20 protein-coding genes and 3 pseudogenes are annotated in these 19,414 nt (G+C 67.7%); 13 read left to right on the top strand and 10 right to left on the bottom strand.

Annotated features, from left to right (window positions below; all coding sequences use genetic code 11):
• Window positions 1-63 precede the first annotated feature (63 nt).
• The gene (locus tag G6048_RS50920; protein WP_268978755.1) at window positions 64-186 is read left to right on the top strand and encodes a hypothetical protein; all 123 of its coding nucleotides are present in this window, start codon (window positions 64-66) and stop codon (window positions 184-186) included.
• 49 nt (window positions 187-235) lie between these two features.
• On the opposite strand, the gene G6048_RS13990 is transcribed toward G6048_RS50920, so the two are convergent.
• Window positions 236-1,114, bottom strand: a complete 879-nt coding sequence (locus tag G6048_RS13990) for an SAM-dependent methyltransferase (protein ID WP_165339844.1) — start codon at window positions 1,112-1,114, stop codon at window positions 236-238.
• A 46-nt stretch (window positions 1,115-1,160) separates the two neighbouring features.
• Entirely contained in the window at window positions 1,161-2,099 is a 939-nt protein-coding gene (locus G6048_RS13985) for a polyprenyl synthetase family protein (RefSeq protein ID WP_328825903.1), read from the bottom strand.
• Window positions 2,100-2,710: 611 nt separating this feature from the next.
• Here G6048_RS13985 and G6048_RS13980 point away from each other — a divergent pair.
• The 3 pseudogenes from G6048_RS13980 to G6048_RS13965 form a co-directional block, all read left to right on the top strand.
• Window positions 2,711-3,525 (top strand): annotated as a pseudogene (locus G6048_RS13980) (IS630 family transposase); the annotation flags it as partial.
• A gap of 215 nt (window positions 3,526-3,740) precedes the next feature.
• A pseudogene (locus tag G6048_RS13970) lies at window positions 3,741-4,833 on the top strand (IS110 family RNA-guided transposase).
• 1 nt (window position 4,834) lies between these two features.
• Window positions 4,835-5,116 (top strand): annotated as a pseudogene (locus G6048_RS13965) (transposase); the annotation flags it as partial.
• 93 nt (window positions 5,117-5,209) lie between these two features.
• Here the strand turns inward: G6048_RS13965 and G6048_RS13960 are convergent.
• The 5 genes from G6048_RS13960 to G6048_RS13940 form a co-directional block, all read right to left on the bottom strand.
• Window positions 5,210-6,535, bottom strand: coding sequence for a 3-deoxy-7-phosphoheptulonate synthase (locus tag G6048_RS13960; RefSeq protein ID WP_165339842.1), 1,326 nt, complete (start codon window positions 6,533-6,535; stop codon window positions 5,210-5,212).
• Entirely contained in the window at window positions 6,507-6,680 is a 174-nt protein-coding gene (locus G6048_RS13955; protein WP_165339841.1) for a hypothetical protein, read from the bottom strand. Before G6048_RS13955 ends, G6048_RS13960 begins: the two co-directional genes overlap by 29 nt.
• The gene (locus G6048_RS13950; RefSeq protein ID WP_328825898.1) at window positions 6,677-7,111 is read right to left on the bottom strand and encodes an ANL family adenylate-forming protein; all 435 of its coding nucleotides are present in this window, start codon (window positions 7,109-7,111) and stop codon (window positions 6,677-6,679) included. Before G6048_RS13950 ends, G6048_RS13955 begins: the two co-directional genes overlap by 4 nt.
• Window positions 7,081-7,365, bottom strand: a complete 285-nt coding sequence (locus G6048_RS13945) for a hypothetical protein (protein ID WP_165339831.1) — start codon at window positions 7,363-7,365, stop codon at window positions 7,081-7,083. Before G6048_RS13945 ends, G6048_RS13950 begins: the two co-directional genes overlap by 31 nt.
• Before the next feature lie 733 nt (window positions 7,366-8,098).
• Window positions 8,099-8,362 carry a hypothetical protein gene (locus G6048_RS13940; protein WP_165339840.1) on the bottom strand — a complete coding sequence of 88 codons (264 nt, stop codon included), beginning with the start codon at window positions 8,360-8,362 and terminating at the stop codon, window positions 8,099-8,101.
• A gap of 385 nt (window positions 8,363-8,747) precedes the next feature.
• Between G6048_RS13940 and G6048_RS13935 the strand changes: the two genes are divergently transcribed.
• The 5 genes from G6048_RS13935 to G6048_RS48670 all read left to right on the top strand — a co-directional run bounded on the left by G6048_RS13935 (window position 8,748) and on the right by G6048_RS48670 (window position 13,469).
• Window positions 8,748-8,978 (top strand): anti-sigma factor family protein, encoded by a 231-nt coding sequence (locus tag G6048_RS13935; RefSeq protein WP_165339839.1) that lies wholly within the window; start codon window positions 8,748-8,750, stop codon window positions 8,976-8,978.
• A gap of 134 nt (window positions 8,979-9,112) precedes the next feature.
• A complete protein-coding gene (locus G6048_RS13930; protein WP_165339838.1) occupies window positions 9,113-9,784 on the top strand; it encodes an RNA polymerase sigma factor in 672 nt (223 codons plus the stop codon).
• On the top strand, window positions 9,781-10,008 hold the full coding sequence (locus G6048_RS13925; protein WP_165339837.1) for an anti-sigma factor family protein: 228 nt from the start codon (window positions 9,781-9,783) through the stop codon (window positions 10,006-10,008). The genes G6048_RS13930 and G6048_RS13925 overlap by 4 nt, the downstream gene beginning before the upstream one ends.
• 490 nt (window positions 10,009-10,498) lie before the next feature.
• Window positions 10,499-12,133, top strand: coding sequence for an NAD(P)/FAD-dependent oxidoreductase (locus G6048_RS13920; RefSeq protein WP_165339836.1), 1,635 nt, complete (start codon window positions 10,499-10,501; stop codon window positions 12,131-12,133).
• A complete protein-coding gene (locus tag G6048_RS48670; RefSeq protein ID WP_206341576.1) occupies window positions 12,126-13,469 on the top strand; it encodes a hypothetical protein in 1,344 nt (447 codons plus the stop codon). The genes G6048_RS13920 and G6048_RS48670 overlap by 8 nt, the downstream gene beginning before the upstream one ends.
• A 72-nt stretch (window positions 13,470-13,541) precedes the next feature.
• Here G6048_RS48670 and G6048_RS13910 read toward each other — a convergent pair whose 3' ends face one another.
• From G6048_RS13910 to G6048_RS13900, 3 genes are all read right to left on the bottom strand, one after another.
• Window positions 13,542-14,048: a DM13 domain-containing protein gene (locus G6048_RS13910; RefSeq protein WP_165339835.1), complete on the bottom strand. Its 507-nt coding sequence runs from the start codon at window positions 14,046-14,048 to the stop codon at window positions 13,542-13,544.
• 139 nt (window positions 14,049-14,187) lie between these two features.
• Window positions 14,188-15,024 (bottom strand): hypothetical protein, encoded by an 837-nt coding sequence (locus G6048_RS13905; RefSeq protein ID WP_165339834.1) that lies wholly within the window; start codon window positions 15,022-15,024, stop codon window positions 14,188-14,190.
• A gap of 30 nt (window positions 15,025-15,054) precedes the next feature.
• Window positions 15,055-15,756 carry a flavodoxin family protein gene (locus G6048_RS13900; protein WP_165339833.1) on the bottom strand — a complete coding sequence of 234 codons (702 nt, stop codon included), beginning with the start codon at window positions 15,754-15,756 and terminating at the stop codon, window positions 15,055-15,057.
• A 275-nt stretch (window positions 15,757-16,031) separates the two neighbouring features.
• On the opposite strand from G6048_RS13900, the gene G6048_RS49485 reads away from it, so the two are divergent.
• The 4 genes from G6048_RS49485 (at window position 16,032) to G6048_RS13880 (ending at window position 19,118) form a co-directional block, all read left to right on the top strand.
• Window positions 16,032-16,430 (top strand): transposase, encoded by a 399-nt coding sequence (locus G6048_RS49485; protein WP_235989747.1) that lies wholly within the window; start codon window positions 16,032-16,034, stop codon window positions 16,428-16,430.
• Window positions 16,431-16,535: 105 nt separating this feature from the next.
• On the top strand, window positions 16,536-18,125 hold the full coding sequence (locus G6048_RS13890; protein ID WP_165339832.1) for an alpha/beta hydrolase: 1,590 nt from the start codon (window positions 16,536-16,538) through the stop codon (window positions 18,123-18,125).
• Between the two features lie 73 nt (window positions 18,126-18,198).
• Window positions 18,199-18,600 (top strand): RidA family protein, encoded by a 402-nt coding sequence (locus G6048_RS13885; RefSeq protein WP_235989740.1) that lies wholly within the window; start codon window positions 18,199-18,201, stop codon window positions 18,598-18,600.
• A gap of 14 nt (window positions 18,601-18,614) precedes the next feature.
• The gene (locus G6048_RS13880) at window positions 18,615-19,118 is read left to right on the top strand and encodes a GNAT family N-acetyltransferase (RefSeq protein WP_165339867.1); all 504 of its coding nucleotides are present in this window, start codon (window positions 18,615-18,617) and stop codon (window positions 19,116-19,118) included.
• Window positions 19,119-19,414: the final 296 nt, after the last annotated feature.

The raw sequence follows: 19,414 nt of genomic DNA, 5'->3' as shown, positions 1-19,414 counted from the left end.
GTCGGAGCCGGCGCCCTGCAATCAGGCCCCGGAAGAATCCGGCCGGCTACCGTCTTTGCGGCCTTGGCCACCCAGGTGGCCAACCGCGGCGGGCACCACTCGAGCACCGGGCGTCTTCTCGAGGGCACCCGCCGTGCGGCCACGGAGGGCGGTGAGGGCAACTCCAGCCTGGCCCGGCGGCAGTGACCAGGCATTCGAGTTCGTTGCTCCTGGTGTGCGTCGAGGAGCGGTTGCTCTACTCCGGCGGGGTGTATTCGGCGACCACGACTATGTAGTTGAGCTCGTTGCTCCTGTGCCCGTCGAGGAACGGCTGCTCCACGCCGGTGCGCAGTCCCCACTGGGATCGCAGCTCCCAGTGCGGGATGGCCTCTTGGGTCAGGTCCCAGACCTGCGAGGGCACGAGGTGGTTGTCAGCGAGTGCCTTGAAGTAGTCGCTGCGGTTGTTGATGTGGCAGTCGTAGTGGTCGTCGATGGCCTTCACCGCCTCGCTGGTGGTCGACACGGCGTCGTTGGCGCACCAGGTGACGCAGACGTAGCGGCCTCCCGGGCGCAGCAGCCGGGCGAACTCCACGAATGCCTCCGCGGGGTCGACGTACATGGTGGTCTCGTTGGTGTACACGGCGTCGAACGATCCAGCGGGCAGACCGGTGTCGCACATGTTGGCGAATTCGAAGGAGACCTTGTCGTCGCAGCCGTGCTTCTCCTTGGCGAGGCGCTCGGCGAACTCGATGTGGTGGGCGCAGAAATTGACCCCGACCACCTCGCACCCGAACCGCCGGTTGACGAGGAAGGACGTGCCGCCGCGGCCCGATCCGCCATCCATGACCCTCGCGTCGGGCGAGAGCGGGGCCAGCCCTCGCAGCACCAGTTCGACCTGCTCGTTTTCCATGCGGGCCATTTCCGCGAGGATCGCCGCGTCCCGCTCGGGCTCGGGTACCTCCAGCACGGACTTGTCGTAGGGGCCGACGGCGTAGTGGTGGTGGTACAGCCCGTCTTCTTCGCCCAGCAGCAGGTTGATCGGGTCCTGGGTCTTGGTTTCGTAGTGGGCCTGCGCCCGGCGCTCGAATTCGGTGCGGACGACAGGGGGGGCCGGTGTGTCGTGGGTGGTGGTCATGATGGTGGACTCCCATTCATATGCCGCCCCTGTCGGGCGGCGCCGGTCATGCTGCGCGATTGACGATGCGGTCGAACAAGGTGGTCAGTTCGGCGGTCGCGGTCGGGGACAGTCCGGCTCGTCCGAGGTGTTCTACGGCCGAGTCCAGGTGGCTGCGGGACAGCCGCTGGGCCGTGTGGCGGCCGCCGGCCTCGTCGATGAGGTCGGCCAAGGCCTGGAGGTGCTCCGCCGTGACGCTGTCGGCGTGCCACAACCGGCTCAGTCGATCGCCGGCCGGGCTGTCGGCGGACAGGGCGACCAGCACAGGGAAGGTCAGGTTGCGCCGCTCGATGTCGCCGCGGATGGGCTTGCCGGTCACCGCGGGATCGCCCCAGATGTCCTCCACGTCATTGGAGATCTGCAAGGCGATGCCCAAGTGCCGACCCGCGCCGCGCAGGGCGGCCAGGACATGCTCTGGTTTGCCCGCCCGCATGGCAGGCGTTCCCAGCGAGCACTCCAGCAGTGCTGAAGCCTTCTCCTTCACCATTTGCTCGTACGCCGCAATGCCGGCGTCCGAACCCGGCTGGAGGGTGAGCTCGCGAGCCTGGCCCGCGTGAACCAGACCGATGGCCTCGGTGAACGAGCTGGCGATTTCCTTGTGGCCGGGGCCGGAGTCATCCACGACTATCCGCAGCCCAAGAATCTGTAGCGCGTTCCCGGCGTGTATGGCCAGACTCGCGCCGAATACCTTCCACGCGGCTGGGCGGCTGCGACGCAGCTCGTCCGTGTCGGCGATGTCGTCGTGGAGCAAGGTCGCGTTGTGCAGCAACTCCACGGCTGCCGCCTGGGACTGCACGTCCTCCGGCCGCAGGCCGACTCCATCGGCCACCGCCATCATGAGGCTGGCGCGGGTGAGTTTGCCGTCCCCTCCCCTGCTGGGGTCACCGTGTTCGTCGATGAAGCCCAGGTGGTAACCGCATATCCGGGCCAGGGACGGCTCCAACACAGAAATCTGCTGCTGAATGACGGGCAATACCGCGGATCGCACTACCCTCGGCGATAGTAGGGCTTGGGACCCGGTAGCCGAGGCGACGTGTGTACTCATCGCGATTCTCCTCCAGCCGCGCGAGTAAGGCACAGGTCGTTCGCGAATTGAACCGCTAAACACTCGTCAATGCGGTGAACATGCCGCATACACGCCATCACACCTCTTCACCTCCTGCTTCTCTTCGCTCTGCAGTGAAATCCCGAGTTTCGCATGATCGGAATCGAGAGTTACCCAGGGATTCAGTGGCGGCACCGGATTTGAGTCTGGGTGGTCTCTCCCAGTCGTGTCAACGATGCAGCAATGGGGACTAGGGAAATCACTAGGGAACGATGTATTTCGAGCCCGGCACCCAGGAGCGCCGGCAGATGTTCCACCCGCTCGAGATCCGCTGTCGACAATCTAGCTTTTCCAGATGCTCAACTCGGGCACCGAACGGGCGGGCCCACCGCCTTATTCGGGCACCATCCGCGCCCGATCGATTGTGCTCCCTTTTGGATTCTGGCTTACTGAGCTTGAACTTGGGTTGTCGTAGCCGCTGACAGGCCTTGATCCCGCGGTACGCCGTTGTCATGAGGTACGCGCAGGGCGGCGGACTGTCGGACGAACGCCGGCAGTTCCGCGAGGGCATTCGCATGATGGCCGCCGAACGGTTCGCTGCTGGTGAGCCCAGCTCGGCGATCGCGAAGGAGTTACGGGTCAGCATCCGGTCCATCCAGCGGTGGCGCAGGTGATGGGACAAGGGCGGTCCGCGGGCCCTGCGTTCAGCGGGATCTGCTTCTCTGCCCCGGTTGAGCGACGCCCAGTTCGCCCAGCTGGAGCAGGAGTTGGCGAAGGGGCCGGTCGCACACGGCTGGCCGGACCAGCGGTGGACGCTCTCCCGGGTCAAGACCGTGATCGGCCGTCGGTTCCACAAGAGCTACACCCTGCAGGGGGTGCGCAAGATGCTGATCCGGCACGGGTTCTCCTGCCATGTGCCGGCCAGACGGGCCGTCGAACGCGACGAGGATCAGGTCACCGGCTGGGTGAAGGAGACCTGGCCGCAGGTGGAAGGACCGCGGCGGCACTTGACGCGTGGATCGTCTTCGAGGACGAGTCCGGCTTCTCGATGACGCCGCCGATTGCGCGCACGTGGGCCAGGCGCGGGAAGACGTCCGTGATCCGGGTCCGGGGCCGCTCCCGCCGCCGCATGTCGATCGCCGCACTGACCTGCTACAAGCCGGGCGAACGCTCCCGTCTGATCTACCGGCCCCGTCGCGACGACGGCCGGCGCGACGGACGCAAGAGCTTCGCCTGGACCGACTACCGCGACCTGCTCATCACCGCCCACACCCAGCTCGGCGGCCCGATCGTCCTCGTCTGGGACAACTGTGAGACTCATGGGGCGCCGTCCGGGGCCAGGGCCTGACCCGTGGGACAACTGGCCCAGGCTGCCTTGTTGAGGATCTGTCGACCCAGGTCCCGGGCGGCGCTTACTGCCGCCGGACCGGCGGGCGTGTCCCGATAGGGGCCTTGCCGCACAAGGCACCATCACAGTTCTGACCGCCTACCGGCCCGGCGTCGGCCACAGCCCCGTGCTGCCGATCGAGGAGCCGCGTGACCATCACCAGCATGCCCCAACCGACTCTGCCCGCACAGCCGGAAGAACCGCTGGCAGAGGACGTGATCTTGAGGTGGACACCCACAAGGACGTGCACGTCGCCGCCGCGATCACTGTGCTCGGGTCGGTCCTGGCCCATCAGGAGTTCCCGGCCACCGGCGCCGGATACCGCCAACTCCTAGCCTGGGCATGCTCTTTCGGTGCCCTGCGCCGAGCCGGAGAGGAGTGCACCGGATCCTACGGGGCTGCCCTGGCACGTTTCCTGAGCCGGGAGAAGACCCAGGTCGTCGAAGTGAATCAGCCCGACCGCGCCATGCGACGCAAGCGCGGCAAGACTGACGCCGTCGATGCGGAGGCCGCCGCCCGCGCGGTGCTGTCCGGACACGCTGACGTCACGCCCAAGACCGGCGAGGGCCCGGCGGCCGACATGCGCGTGCTGCGGCTGGCGAAGGAGTCGGCCGTTAAGGCCCGCACGCAGGCAAAGAACCAGCTCAAGGCCGTGCTCCTCGGAGTCGATCCCACGCTGCGCGAAGCGCTTTCCAAGCTGAGCAACGCGGCCCTGATCGCCGAGTGCGCCGACCTTCCCTACGCTGGCGACGCTGCCGTCTTCACGCTCCGGCTGCTGGCCCGCCGCATCCAGCAGCTGACCGCCGAGGTGAAGGAACTCGCCCGCCGGCTCACCAACGCCGTCCGTCGCTGCCATCCGCAGCTTCTGGACATCATCGGAGTCGGGCCCGACAGTGCCGCTGCCCTGCTGATCGCCGCCGGCGACAACCCGGAACGGCTGGTGAACGAGGCATCGTTCGCCGCACTGTGCGGCGTCAACCCGGTCGAGCAGTCCTCCGGAAAGACTCAGCGTCGCAGGCTGAACCGCGGGGCAACCGGCAGGCCAACGCCGCCCTCTACCGCATCGTCGTGACCCGCCTCCGTTGTGATGCCCGCACACGTCTCTACCTCGAACGACGCACGAAACAGGGCATGTCGAAACGCGAGATCATCCGCTGCCTCAAACGCTACGTCGCTCGCGAGCTCTACCGTCAGATCCAGGCGACGTCGGCCTTGTGGCCTCGTCTTCGGCCACTTGACGCAACATAGGGACATCCTCAACGTCCATCTCACTTACGGCATACGGCAGTTCATCGCCCGACAGGACTGGCTGACCGTCTACCAGCTGCCCTCCTACGCACCCGACCTCAACCCCGTCGAGGGCATCTGGTCCCTGCTGCGACGCGGCTGGCTGTCCAACACCGCCTTCACCACCCCCGAACACCTCATCCAGACCATCCGACACGGGATGAGGAAGATCCAGTACCGCCCCCACCTCATCGACGGATGCCTCGCCGGAACCGGACTATCCCTCACCCCAACGACTCCATGAGTTCAAGCTCAGTAATCGCCGTCCCCAGCACTTCGCAGGCCGCCCACGCCCGCTTGCGGCGGTCGATCTCGCCCTAGCGATGGGACGGTCACCCTAGGTCTGGTTGAGCCGCAATGCGGAGCGGTTCCGGGCCTTGGACTCCTTGTACTCCGGCCCGCCAGGCAGCGACCGTCCGCCCGGCATTGTCTGCGCTTCCCGGTCCATCCGTGACCCGTCTCCCGACGCGGTGAGCCGGACGTCCCCGTCGGACCAGGCGGAGACCAGCGAAACAGCCTGTTCCGGATTGAGCCGGGGGTCGCACAGGCTGGTACGGCGGACGGCCTTCCCCTCGTACACGGAGACGTCCTCGGCGCATTCGAGGACGTCATCGGGGGTGGTCTCAAGGTGCAGTCCGCCCGCCGTGCCGCCGACGTCGGTCACGGCCCGGAGGAATCCCCGGATCTCCCGTGCCATGGTCTCCAACAGGCGGGTCTTGTGTCCGTCAGGGCCGACCACGGTGTTGCCGTGCATGGGGTCGCTGAGCCAGATCACGGGATGACCGGCCATCCGGACCGCCTCCACGAGCGCGGGCAGCCGGTCGGCGACCGTCTCGGCGCCCATCCGTGCGATGAGGGTGAGCCGGCCCGGTTCCCGCAGCGGATCGAGCCGTTCGCACAGGAGGGTGATCTCCTCCAGGGTGGCGGTCGGACCGACTTTCACGGCGACCGGGTTGACGATGCCGGTGACGAGGTCCAGGTGAGCGCCGTCCAGTTGGCGGGTCCGCTCGCCGATCCACGGCCAGTGCGTGGAGCCGAGCCAGCGGCGCCCGTCACCCAGCTCACGGATCATGGGCACTTCGTAGTCGAGGACGAGGGCCTCATGGCTCGTCCACAACCGGGGCTCGATCAGGGGCTGGTGCCCCAGGGCCGCGGGCCCGCGCCAGCCCAGGTGCTCCATGACGTCGCAGGCCGTCATGTACGAGGTCAGCAGGCGCATCGGGTCGTGCCGACGGCTTTCCGGGTCATGCTCCGGACCGTTGATCATGTGGCCCCGGTAGACCGGCAGTTCCAGATCTCCGATCCGTTCGAAGGGCCTGGACCGCGGCTTGGCGAACTGGCCCGCGATGCGTCCGACCCGTACGACCGGCTTGTAGGTGACCGTCTTCAGCGTCGCGGCGAGCAGGTCGACCACCGCGGATTTGCGCGACACGAACTCGGCGTCGCACTCATCCGGGTTCTCGGCGCAGTCCCCGGCCTGCACCACCAGGGCTTCGCCCCGGGCCACCTGGGCCAGCAGCGTCCGCAGCACGCGCACGTCCTCCACCTTGACCAGCGGCGGGCGTGCGGCCAGTACCTCCCGGATGCGCCGTACCTGTGACGGGTCGTCCCAGTCAGGTTGCTGCAGAGCCGGCTTACGCATGTCGGTCACGGCTTTTCGCATCGACGAGCGAGTCCACGTCCTCGGTTCCGGCCGGGGTGACGCAGTCGGGCCTGCCAACACCCCGCAGTACGCCATCGGGAAGTGCGGGGTGGTCGGGGCGTCGCTCGGCGGAGTCGGCCAGTACGGGCGCGGCGGTGAGTGTCATGCCGCACCGCTGTGCCGCGTGGCCAGCCTCTGTTTGTCCGGCTTGCCGGCACCGGTGAGGGGGAGCGTGTCGTAGAACGTCACCACGGCCGGTACGTGCTTCGGGGACAGCTCGGCAGCGACGTGACCGACCAGCGTCCCGGAATCGGCGGTGCTGCCCGGCCGCACCACGACGGCGGCGTGGATGTGCTCCACGCGGTCGTCGTCGACCACGCGGTACACCGCGGCCTGGGCGACCTCCGGATGGGTCAGCAGCGCGTTCTCCACATCCGTGGGATGGACCTTGATGCCGTTGGTCTTCATCACCTCGCCCATCCGGCCGTGCAGGCGCAGACAGCCGTTCTCGTCGAGGGAACCGAGGTCGCCGGTGTGCACCCAGCCGTCGCGGATGGTCACGGCGGTCAACTCCGGTTCGCGGCAGTAGCCGAGCATGGTGGACGGGCTCCGCACGCACACCTAGCCGATCTGGCCGGGCGGGACGTCACGATCGTCGTCCACGTCGCGGATTCGTATCTCCGCAGATTGATTGCTTTCTTGGCGGCCTCGGCCGCGATCTCGATCGCGTAATAGCTGCGCACGTGAATCGCGGCGATCTCTCGGTTGGCCAGCTGGAGCAGCGTATCTGTGGTGAGTTCGTGCGCGACTGTGCTTGTCGCGGACCGTACGACGTCGGGCAGGGTGGTCACGGATAGCTTCTTCTCGGTGGACGGCAAAGGACTGGTGCGGGCGTCACCGTGCTCGGAATTCGATTTCGCGGATTTCGCGCTCATTCGGATCGACATGAGTGGCGGGACAGCCCGGATCAGAAAATACGGACTTCGCTAGCCGCGACGGCACTGTCGGCCGGAGATCAACGATTTATGACCCTTCTGCTTCACTTCGCCTGCAGTGAAATCTCGACGCTGGGAGGCTTGCGCAAAAGCTGAGACTTATGTAAAAGCCCGTGATCACCCAGCATCCCTGCAAGCCACCGGTATGCTATTCCCGAGTTTCACATAACCCGGAATCCAGAGTTATCCAGGGATTCAGTGGCGGCACCGGATTTGAGTCTGGGTGATCTGGCCCAGTCGTGTCAACGATGCGGCAATGGGAACTAGGGAAATCACTAGGGACCGATGCATTTCGAGCCCGGCACCCAGGGGCGCTGGCAGAGGTTGGGCAGGCGGGCGATGCCGAGCACGGAGCGGTGAACGCCGTCGCGTTTCAGACGGCAGTCGCGGCGGATTCTCCAGATGCTCAACGCGGGCTCCGAACGGGCGGTCCCGCCGCCTTAAAGAACACCCCAAGGGGACAGAACACCCTGGCCACGTAGACAAGGACTCAGCAGGGCTCAGAGGAACTCGCGGAATGTCGCACAGGTGGCGAGCACACCGCTCTTGATCGGTTTGAAGGTGAACAGGTGTATGCCGTCTATGCCGTTCACAGGCGCGGCCCATGCGGTGCACCGCTTCGAGGCGCGGCCGGCGCGAAGCGGGCGACCGTGTCGACCTCCCGCACCACGGTCGCGGGGTTGGGCGGACGCCCGGCGTCCCACAGGACCTGGCGGGTGTCGCTGTACGCATTGACGAGCGCCCCCTCAGTGAACTCCAGCTGGTCATCCTCCAGGTTTGGCCGACCGGACGCCGATGCCGTCCGCACGGTGACCGCGGTGAGGTTCAGGCGGACGTCCAAGTCGAGGTTCACCTCCCCGTAGGGGCGGATGTGGGACCAGAACAGCGAGGGTCAGGCCCCGCCGGTCGGCGGGCGTGAGAAGGCCGGCCCATCCCGGCTCGCCGAGGACGTCCTGTCCACTGTCGTGACGGGAGCGGGTAGTCTCGGGCTACGGCCTCGACGCGAGTTCGGCAAGCCGCTCGGGCCGGTCGCCGTCCGACGCGGTATCGTTTCTGCGCCCCTGATCGTACTCGACCAGCAGCGCCCGTTGCGCACCTGCGAGTTGCCTCCCTCTCGTCCAGAGCGGCGCACCCGGCACGGCTTGCCGTCCCCGACCCGGGCGCCTACCTGGCCGCTCGGTGGGATGCCCGGCTGAGGAGTCGACCGTCCGTCCACTGAGCGAGAACAGGCAGGTTTCATGAACTGCGATGAGTTCGTTGAGCTGGTGACCACCTTCCTCGATGGCTCCATGCATGAGCCGACCGAGCTGCGTTGCCTCGTGCACCTGACGGAATGCGACGGCTGCGAGACCTATCTCGACCAGTTCAGGCAGACCATCGCGATCCTGGATGCGCTGCCAGGCCAGAGCCTGCCCACCGAAGCGCGCGACCAACTGCTCGGCGCGTTCCGCGCCTTGCGGCGAGACTGACAGACCCGCTGCCGCCCAGTCTCCTGGCCGCGAATGTCCTTACCGGGACATGAACAAACGCGCTACATACGAATCGCACTCACTGAACTGCTCTAGGCTGACGCTCCCAGTTGACAGTCGGCAAGGAGAGACGAATGGCGGGCGCACGCGAACTGCCCCCGGATCAGGTCCTGGTCCAGCGGCTGCGTGACGGTGACGAGGAGACGTTCGCTCTGGTGCTAAACGCCTGGTCAGGCAGCATGCTCAGGCTGGCCATGTCGTTCGTGTCGACCAAGGCCTCCGCGGAGGAGGCCGTCCAGGACACATGGCTGGCGGTCATCAGGGGGATCAGCGACTTCGAAGGCCGTTCAACCCTGAAGACCTGGGTGTACCGGATCCTGGTCAACACGGCCAAGGCGCGCGGCACAAAGGAGAGCAGGACCGTTCCCTTCGCCAGCCTGTTGCCGGAGGAAGAAGGGCCGACGGTGGACGCCTCACGGTTCCGCGCCCCCGGCGAGGAATACGCCGGACACTGGGCCGTCGGGCAGGAACCGCGTCCCTGGCACATTCCCGAGGACCATGTGCTGCGCGGCGAAGTCCGCGAGGTGATCACGGAGGCGATCGACGAACTCCCACCCCGCCTCCGCACGGTGATCACCCTTCGCGATGTCGCCGGGTACGGCTCGGAGGAAGTGTGTTCCCTGCTGGAGATCTCGCCTGGAAACCAACGCGTCCTCCTCCATCGGGCCAGGGCCTTGTTACGCCGTAAGCTGGAGGAGTACTTGTCCGGTACCCATCATGTCGCGGGCGGGAGGGGACGAGCGTGAACTGCGATGACTTCGTAGAGCTGGTGACCGAGTTCCTCGAGGGCGCCCTCCCCGAAGAGGACGAGCGGCGCTTCATCGAGCACCTGCCGGAATGCTCCGGGTGCGAGAGCTACCTCGATCAGTTCCGTCAGACGATCGCCACGACCGGCGAACTGACCCCGGACGACATCTCACCGGAGGCCAGGCAGCAACTGCTCACCGCTTTCCGGGACTGGCAGCGGTAGTACGCCCGTATGGGGAGCCGTTGACGGCTTGCCCACTCCCGGACAGCGTCTCCCAGCGGCCGTGGCAGGGCACGCACACCATACGTCGACACCCACCTGCCGACTCCACAGGCAAGAACCCCAAGGGCTTGACCCGCCAGGCTTGTCAACGTTCCCTACCGGGCTGGCATCCGGCCTTCACCACACCGGCTCTCCAACCCGTTCCGCTTGTCGCTGATGCCGCAGCGCGTAGCCCCCACCCCTCGTGGGCGACCTCGGCCGCGACAAGCCGGCCGGTCCGTGCCGGACGGCCGGTCAGCCAGCCGTCCGGCACGCGGGATCCACGCCATGTGTGGACGATCCTCGCAGTCGCGTCTCTCACCGGTGGTCTTGTAACGCTCGAGCGGTCCGCCTGCTCTGAACGTCTGAAGTGGGCGTTGGAGCCCCCCGAATCTCGTATGGCCTTCGCCCTCTCCCCTGGGCGGAGGTGATGTGACTACCGGAGACATCTATGACTCTCCTCAGAAGACTCTTGTTCGGCATCATCGCCGCACTGCCCGCCGGCGCGCTCGTGGGGGTCGTGACGAACCCGTCGTGGATCCCGTGGGCGGCGCACATGGTGGTGCTGGGAGCGGTGCTCGGCCTCCTCATCGGCGACCACAGGCAGAGCAACGGCTCGGCCTTCTCGGTGGGTCTGCTCATCGGCCTGCTCGACTGGGTGACCTGGACACTCACCCTCGCTCCCGCGATGGAGGGGAAGACGCCGTCGTGGACGATCGAGGTGGCAGTGTCGCGCTTCCCCGAGCTCGTGGGCGCCGCCCTGTTCGGCGCGCTCGCCGGGCTCGCCTTCCACGTCCTGTCGGCCTTGAGCCCCCCTCGGCCGGTGTCCCAGCGGGCCAAACCCCACGTGGTGATCGTCGGTGGTGGTTTCGGCGGGGTGGGGGCCGCGCGCGAACTGGACCGACGCCTCGCCCGCGGGCTCGATGCCCATGTGACGCTGATCAGCGACTCGAACTTCCTGCTGTTCACCCCCCTGCTGGTCGGCGTCGCCTCCAGCACGGTGGAGGCCAGGCACGTCAGCGCCCCGGTGCGGGCCGGGCTCAACCAGGCCTCCTTTCTCCACGGGCGGGTGGTCTCGATCGACACGCGGACGCGCAATGCGTACGTCTCCGCCGGCCAGGAGGGGATGGTCCGCGTGCCGTACGACGAGCTGGTCCTGGCAGTCGGCGCGGTGCCGCACTTCTTCGACCTGCCGGGAGTTGGCGAGCACGCCTTCCCGATGAAGTCCGTCGAGGACGCCACCGGACTCCGTAACCAGGTGCTTCGCGCGCTGGAGCGGGCCGACCTCGAGCCGGACCCGGCCGAGCAGGCCAGACTGCTGACGTTCGTGGTGGCAGGCGGCGGATTCGCCGGGACGGAACTGGTCGCCGAACTGTTCGACCTGGTGCACGACGTGCTCCACTTCTATCCGCGTCTGCACGGGCTGCGGCCGAGGTTCGTGATCGTGCACGCGGGTGAGCGGCTGCTGCCGGAGCTGTCGCCGAAGCTCGGTCTGTACGCGCAGCGCAAGCTCGACGGACGCGGCATAGAGTTCCGCCTCGGCGCCCGGGTGACCAAGGCCACCGCCGAGGACATCACGCTCGACTCCGGCGAGTCCATCCCCACCCGCACCCTGGCCTGGACGGCGGGCAACCGGCCGAACCCGCTGGTCCAGCAGATCACGCAGGCGCCTCTCGTCGTGGATCCCACCCTTCAGGTCCCGGGTATGCCCGGCCTGTGGGCGCTGGGCGACTGCGCGAGGATTCCCGATCCGGTGAGCGGGTTCCACCCTCCGACCGCGCAGCACGCGATCCGCGAGGGCAAGGCGGTGGCCAAGAACATCGCCGCGGTCCTCGTCGGACGCCGTCCGGTCCCGTTCCGCTTCGGCGGGCTCGGCGTGCTGGTCTCGCTCGGGCACCGCACGGCGGCCGGCGAGATCGGCGGCCGGCAGATCTCCGGTTTCCTCGCCTGGGTGCTGTGGCGCTCGGTCTACCTGAGCAAGCTGCCCAGTGCGGAGAAACGGCTGCGCGTACTCGCCGACTGGACCCTCGACCTGGTCTTCCCCAGGGACATCGCCCTCTCGACCAAGGATGACCGTCATGCGTAACGCCGGCTTCGGAGCCCTCGCCGGCCTCGCGGGAGGGCTGGTCTTCGGCTGGGTGATGACGCTGATCGGGTACCTGCCCACCGTCGCGGCGCTCGTCAGGACCGACTCGTCCGCCGTGGGCTTCGCCGTCCACCTGCTGATCGCGGCGATCATCGGGAGCATCTTCGGTGTGCTCGTGTGTCGGCAGCGCGAGTTGCTGTTCTGGGGGCTGGCGTACGGCGTGCTGTGGTGGTTCCTCGGGCCGCTGACGCTGTTGCCTGTTCTGCTGGGCAGGCCGGTGGCCTGGGACGTGGCAACGGCGCAGGAACTGGTCCCCAGCCTGCTCGGTCACCTGGCCTACGGAGCGGTCACGGCCGCCGTTCTGGCCCTGCTGTCGGGCGGGGAGCGGCAGTTCAGACCCGGTCTCGTGGTGCGTGCCTCGGCCGCCGGGCTGCTCGTCTCCCCGGTGCTCGGCCTCGGCTGGAACGGGCTGATCGTCGGCGCGCTGGTCGGCGCCTCCTACGCGGTGGTCTTCGGCGACCGCGACGAGGGCAGCGGCCCCGCCCTGATCCGCGGCACCGCCTTCGGCTTCGCCTGGTGGGTGCTCGCGGCGGTGACGATCCCGCCGCTGCTGGACGGCCGCCGGCTGGACTGGGCGCCGGCCGCGGTGCGCGACGCCGTGGAGTCGCTGCCCGGCTATGTGCTGCTCGGTGCCGGTACGGCCCTGCTCACCTGCTGGCTGGGCGGCCTGTCGCGGGCGGTGTTCTCCGACGATGTACGGCACGCCCAGGACGCACGCCTCGCCGGTGGGCGGGTGATCTCGATCTGGCACGGCGTCATCGCCGGGCTGGCCGGCGGCGTGATCTTCACCGGTGTCATGGTCGCCGTTGGATTCCTGCCGGTTGTTGCCGCCCTGATCGGCTCGGAGTCCGCGGTCGTGGGCCTCGTCATCCACCTGCTGATCTCCCAGGTCGTCGGAGTCACCTACGCGATCTTCTTCCGCCGCCGCAGCTTCGATCCGGCGTCCGGGATCGGCTGGGGTGTGTCCTACGGTTTCCTCTGGTGGTTCCTGGGGAATCTGACGCTGCTTCCCGTGCTGCTCGGCGTCGCACCCCAGTGGAGCGACGTCGCGCTGGCCCTGTCCTTCCCCTCCCTGGTCGGTCACCTCGCATATGGCGCCGTGCTCGGCCTGGTGTACCAGCGGCTGGAGGAGCGGGTCAGCCCGTGGCACCTGACCCGCAGTAAGGCGACCGCGGTCCGGGCGGCCGCGCGTCAGGAGCAGACGCTGAGCGCGGCGCCCGCTTTGTGGAGCCTGATCACTTGCGTGGCCCTGCTCATTCCCATTCTGGTGTCGTGAGTCCTGTCCGGATCTGGAAAGCCGTGGAGCGGGTGGCGATGGCCACCCGCTCCGCTTCCTCCGCTTTCTCCGTCAGGTGGCTTGCGTGAGCTCGGCCGCCCCGAACGACACGCTGAAGCGTTCGCACCAGACCGTGACCGTGGAGAACGTGTTCAGGTCGGTGCCCGCCGGGATCGCGTAGTTCTGGTTGCCCTCGTTGCCCTTGAGGTCTCCGAGGTCGACGTGCCGGCCGTCGTCGAGGTTGCCGCCGCCGTCCTGCTTGACCGGCTGGTCGCTGAGCCATACGTGCAGGGCCGGGCCGTCGGAGGTGCGCAGGTCCGCCAGACGCAGCGTCGTGTTCCCGTCCGCGAGCTGCAGGATCTCCACTGAGCCGCTGGTGTCGTGCTCGTGGGAGATGAAGTCACCGTTCGCCAACTGCTCGGCCACCGCGGCCCCTTGCCGGCCAGTGGCCACTGGAGCCGCCTCATCCACGCGGTTCGTGGTAAGCAGCCGCCAGGGCTGGAAGAGGTAAAGCCCGAAAGCTGCCACGACGACCACAGCGGCGGTGATCCAGAGGACGGGGCGCTTGGTTCGGCACATGAGGATTTCCGTTTCAGTAAGTCAATGAGCTGGGCCTCCGCCTTCACCGGGTGGTAAAGGCGAAGGCCGGATCGAGCAGGAGCGTGTGCCGAAGTCGGCCGGCCGCAGACCCTGCCCCGGTGTGCCGAAGGCTGACCCGTCAGTCCTGCTTCGCGGGGCGCAGGCGCTCGAGTTCGATGGAGAGCGTGGTCTTCTCGCGGCGCAGCTCATCGGCCTCGTCGCGGATGCCGTCGAACCTGACCTCGAGCATGCCGACCCGCTCGCGGTAGCGCTCCAGCTCGGCCCGGACGAATTCGGCGTCTGCCACCTGGCGGGCCGTGTCCGCGCGGATCGCAGCGGTCTCCTCAGCGAACTTCTGCTCTGCGGCGTCGAGTTCGGCGACGGCCATGTCGCCCGCCTCCTCAGCGAGCGTGGCGCGCTGCTCGGCGGCCAGGATGCGCTGCGCGGAGGCGCGGGAGACGGTCTCGATCCGGGCCTCGGCTGCCGCGGAGTCCGTGATGATCGCCAACTCTTCGATGTAGGCGGGCAGGTCGGTGGCGAGCTGGTTGATGAGCGCGACGAGGGCGTCGCGTGACTGCGCGGCAGAGGTGCTGTCGACGCCCGCCATTGCGAGTTCGTCAGATACGGCTGCCATCGGCGCCGCCTCCAACGCATCGGCGGCGGGAGCCTGTCCGAAGTCCGTGGACACGACGTCGGCGGCGGGCGCCTGCCCGAAGGAGGCGGGCGACGAATGCTCGGCGACCGGCGCCTGGGCACTCTTCGCTTCTTCCTTGGCCGCCTTCTTGGCTGCGGCTACCGAGCGCTTGTCCTCCTTGCGCTGTGTCCGCTTGGCGCGGAACTTCCTGAACGCCCCGAGCGCGTTGTGCTCGGGGTGCCGGCAATAGCGGGGCGCCGGACCCTGCGCACCGGGTGCGGGTGGCTCGGGCGCATTGGTGCAGCCGGGATAGGCACAGGTCGGGACGGTCTCGGAGGTCATTTTCGGCCTTTCGTTGCTGACTTGGCTGGTTTAGCGGTATTCGGGGTTCTCGAAGTCGAACCGGCACCCGGCGTCCCACTGCGACCGCTGGTTCCCGTGCGCCGGAACGCCACCGGCGTCCTTGAGCAGCCGGGCCAGATGCAGCAGGTTCCACGTCATGAACGTGGTGTTCCTGTTGGTGAAGTCGTTGCCGGGACCGCCGGAGCCCGGATCGAGATAGGAAGGGCCGGGCCCGGCCTCCCCGATCCAGCCCGCGTCCGCCTGCGGCGGGATCGTGTATCCCAGGTGCTGCAGGCTGTAGAGGACGTTCATGGCGCAGTGCTTGGCGCCGTCCTCGTTGCCGGTGATCAGGCAGCCGCCCACCCGCCCGTAGTAGGCGTACTGACCGGCGTCGTTGAGCAGACCGGAGCAGGCGTAGAGCCGCTCGATGACCTGCTTGGCGACCGAGCTGTTGTCACCCAGCCAGATCGGCCCGGCGATGACGAGAATGTCCGCGGCCATCACCTGCTGGTAGACCGACGGCCACGCGTCGCGTTCCCAGCCGTGCTCGGTCATGTCCGGCCACACACCGGTGGCGATCTCATGGTCGATCGGCCGCAAGTGCTCGACCTGCACGCCCTGCTTCTCCATGATCCGCGAGCTGAGGTCGATCAGGCCCTGCGTGTGGCTGCGTTCCGGGCTCTTCTTCAGCGTGCAGTTGAGAAACAGTGCACGCAGGTCGTCATGGCTCATACCCCCTCAGTGCGGCCAGCCCGCCGAACGTTACAAGTAGGCCCGGCAGTTGAGTGCGGTGACGGCAGGTCTGCGCAGCCTGCCGAAGCCCTTCCCGATCCTGGCCACGGGTTGGCCACCCACCTTGAGGTGTTGCTCCGGCACGGGCTCAGCCAACGCGTGCCGGTCGAGGCGTGCACTGACGTGCAGCGAAGAAGCCGCTACCTGCTGGGTGAAGGAGACCTTGAGGTTCCCCTCCTACTGTGGAGACCGTGACCGGAGGGATAGTTGGGGTCATGGCATCCAAGAAGCGCCTCTACGATGCGGAGTTCCGCGAGGGGGCGGTACGGATCGTGTTGGAGACCGGAAAGTCGATCCCGGAGGTGGCCGCGGATCTGGGCATCCATTCCGGGACACTGCACAGCTGGGTGTCGCGGGCGAGGCGTAACGGGTCACCGTCGTCGGACCGGCCGGTGGCCGAGGCGTCGCCCGGTGGTCGGCTGCGGGAGAGTGAGCGCGCGGAGCTGGACGGGCTGCGGGCCGAGGCCAGGGAGACCCGAACCGCAGCCCGAGCCGGAGCCGGCCATACCGACGCCCACTCAACTCACTCTGCTCTGACCGGCGTTTCCCTGCTCCGATCCCTGCTCCGACCAGCACCTTTGCCCGGCATCCGGCGGCATCGCGCTGCCCAATAGTGTCAACTCTTTACAGAACCTGTCCTTCTGGAGGGTCAATTCCGGGACGATGCGGGGCGGGCCGTGATGCGCACGGCTCGAACTCCTCCATCCTGGGAGGCCTTGATGAAGAAGAGAGCAACCGCTCTGTGCGGTGCCGCCGCCGTGCTGGCCGGGTTGATGACCGCGGTTCCGGCCGACGCGAAGGCGGGTGCCACGACCGCAGAGCGCACCACCCGGTCCGCCGACGCGGCCAAGCTCACCTGGAAGAAGTGCGGCACCGAGGACTATCCGACGCTCCAGTGCGCGTCCCTCAAAGTGCGGCTCGACCACTCGAACCCATACAGCGAACGCATCACGATCGCGCTGTCACGCATCCCCCACACCTCCAAGACGTACCAAGGGCCGCTCCTCGTCAACCCGGGCGGCCCCGGCGGCAGCGGTCTCACCCTCGCCGGGTTCGTCGCCTCCTCGCTGCCGAAGGAGGTGGCGGCGCAGTACGACGTCATCGGCTTCGACCCGCGCGGCGTCGGCGACAGCAAGCCCGCGCTGGACTGCCGGCCCGGGCACTTCGCGCCCGTACGCCCCGACTCCGTGCCGCGCACCCCCGCCCTCGAGAAGGCCAACCTCGCCCGGGCACAGGCCTTCGCCGAGGAGTGCGGCAAGAAGTACGCGGACGTGCTGCCGTACATCGACACGGTGAGCGCGGTCCGTGACATGGACGCCATCCGGCGTGCGCTCGGCGCGAAGAAGATCAACTACTTCGGTTACTCGTACGGCACCTACCTGGGCGCCGTCTACGCGAAGCTCTACCCGGAGCGCGTACGACGCCTGGTGCTCGACTCCGTCGTCGACCCCACCGGTGTCTGGTACGACGACAACATCAACCAGGACTACGCCTTCGACAGCCGCCACAAGGCGTTCATGGCATGGGTCGCCAAGTACAACGCGACGTACAAGCTCGGCACCGATCCGGACAAGATCGAGGCCAAGTGGTACGCGATGCGGGCGGCACTGGCGAAGAAGCCCGCGGACGGCAAGGTGGGCGCCTCCGAACTCGAGGACACGTACCTCCCCGGCGGCTACTACAACGGCTACTGGCCGTATCTCGCCGAGGCGTTCGCGGCCTATGTGAACGACAAGAACGATGACCCGCTGGTCGAGGCGTACCAGAACTTCGCCGCCGTCGACGCGGCGGGCGACAACGGCTACAGCATCTACGCCGCTGTGGAGTGCCGTGACGCGCCCTGGCCGCGGGACTGGAACGAGTGGCGTCACGACCACTGGAAGGTACACAGGAAGGCGCCGTTCATGACGTGGAGCAACGCCTGGTACAACGCGCCGTGCGCGTTCTGGCCGACGGATTCGCTCGACCCGGTCGACGTCGCCAACGACTCGCTGCCGCCGGCGCTGCTGTTCCAGGCGACCGACGACGCGGCCACCCCGTACGAGGGCGGTGTCACGGTCCACCACCTGCTGCGCGACTCAAGCCTGGTGGTCGAGCAGGACGGCGGAAACCACGGCATCACACTCGCCGGGAACACCTGCCTGGACAAGCACCTGGCGACCTACCTGTCCACCGGCAACGTCCCGCGCAGCGACGGCGAGGCCGACGCGGTATGCGAGGCCCTGCCGGACCCCAAGCCGCTGACAGCACAGGACGACTCGGCGGCGCGCGGCGCGAAACTGCACGGCCTGCTCGGATTCCGAGGCTGAGCCTCGGCATGTGAACCGTAGACAGCGGCTGCCCGTCGGGGGCGATGTCAGTGCCATGGTCCACGATGGACCCATGAGGACCGAACTGACCCGCATTCCCGCCCCCGACGGGGTCGCCCCCGCCTCCTCGTACGCCCATGTCGTCATGGGCAGGGGCCGCTTCGTGGCGATCTCGGGCCAGGTGGCGCTGGACGAGAACGGCAAGCTGGTCGGCGAGAACGACCCTGAGGCCCAGGCCCGCCAAACCTTCGAGAACCTGCGCCGCTGCCTGTCCGCCGCAGGGGCTACGTTCGACGACGTCATCAAACTGACCTACTACGTCACGGACATGGCCCACATGCCGGCAGTCCGAGCGGCCCGCGACGCCCACATACCTTCCGACCACCTCCCGGCGTCCACGGCCGTACAGGTCGTAGGTCTGGTACGCCCGGAGTTGCTGATGGAGATAGAGGCGTACGCGATACTTCCCGAGTGATCCACATCCGCGAAATGACCCTCGCCGACTGCGAGCAAGTAGCCGAGATCCGCATACGCGGCTGGCAACACTCCTACAAGGGCCTGATCCCCCAGGCCTACCTCGACGACCTCGACCTCACGACCGAGACAGCCCGCCGCCGTTCCCACTTCGAGCAGGCAGGCGATGGCGTGGTGAACCTGGTAGCGGAGAGATCCGGCAAGCTAGTCGGCTGGTCCTGCCACGGCCCGTACCGAGACGCCGAACTCCCCACACGAGAGGCCGAGTTGTACGCGATCTACGTCCACCCGGGACACCTCTCCCAGGGCGTGGGCCGCGCACTGCTACAAGAGTCCACGACCCGCTGCACCACCGCAGGCCACCCCCGAATGCTCCTGTGGGTGCTCAAGGAAAACACCCGAGCCCGCCACTTCTACGAACAAACGGGCTTCACCCCGGACGGCACGGAGGAGCCGTGGGAGGTCGGCGGCGCGACGGTCCCGGAGGTGCGCTACGTCAGGACGCTGGGCGACAGCTGACGCGACAGGGCCAGCGCGCCGGGCCCGGGGCTAGGGGCGGAGCCCCAGGTGGACGGGAATGGGTAGGGGCGGAGGAGGCGAAAACCCCGCCCTGCGCACCCCCCGCTACCGACCAGCCCGCTGAACAGGCAACCGCTTAAGCGCCCCCGCAGCCGCCTCCGCCAACAGCGGATGCGCCAACGCCTCGTTCAAAATCGCCCGAGCGTCGGCCGTGGGTGAGGCCGCTCATTCGTCGCTGATATGAGCGGGTGTCGATCCGTCCGTGCAGTAGCAGGCTGGCGCACCCGTTCCTCGCC

It is taken from the genome of Streptomyces ureilyticus, from assembly GCF_011045025.1.
GTDB lineage: Bacteria > Actinomycetota > Actinomycetes > Streptomycetales > Streptomycetaceae > Streptomyces > Streptomyces ureilyticus.
This window is presented reverse-complemented; position numbering and strand designations above follow the sequence as displayed.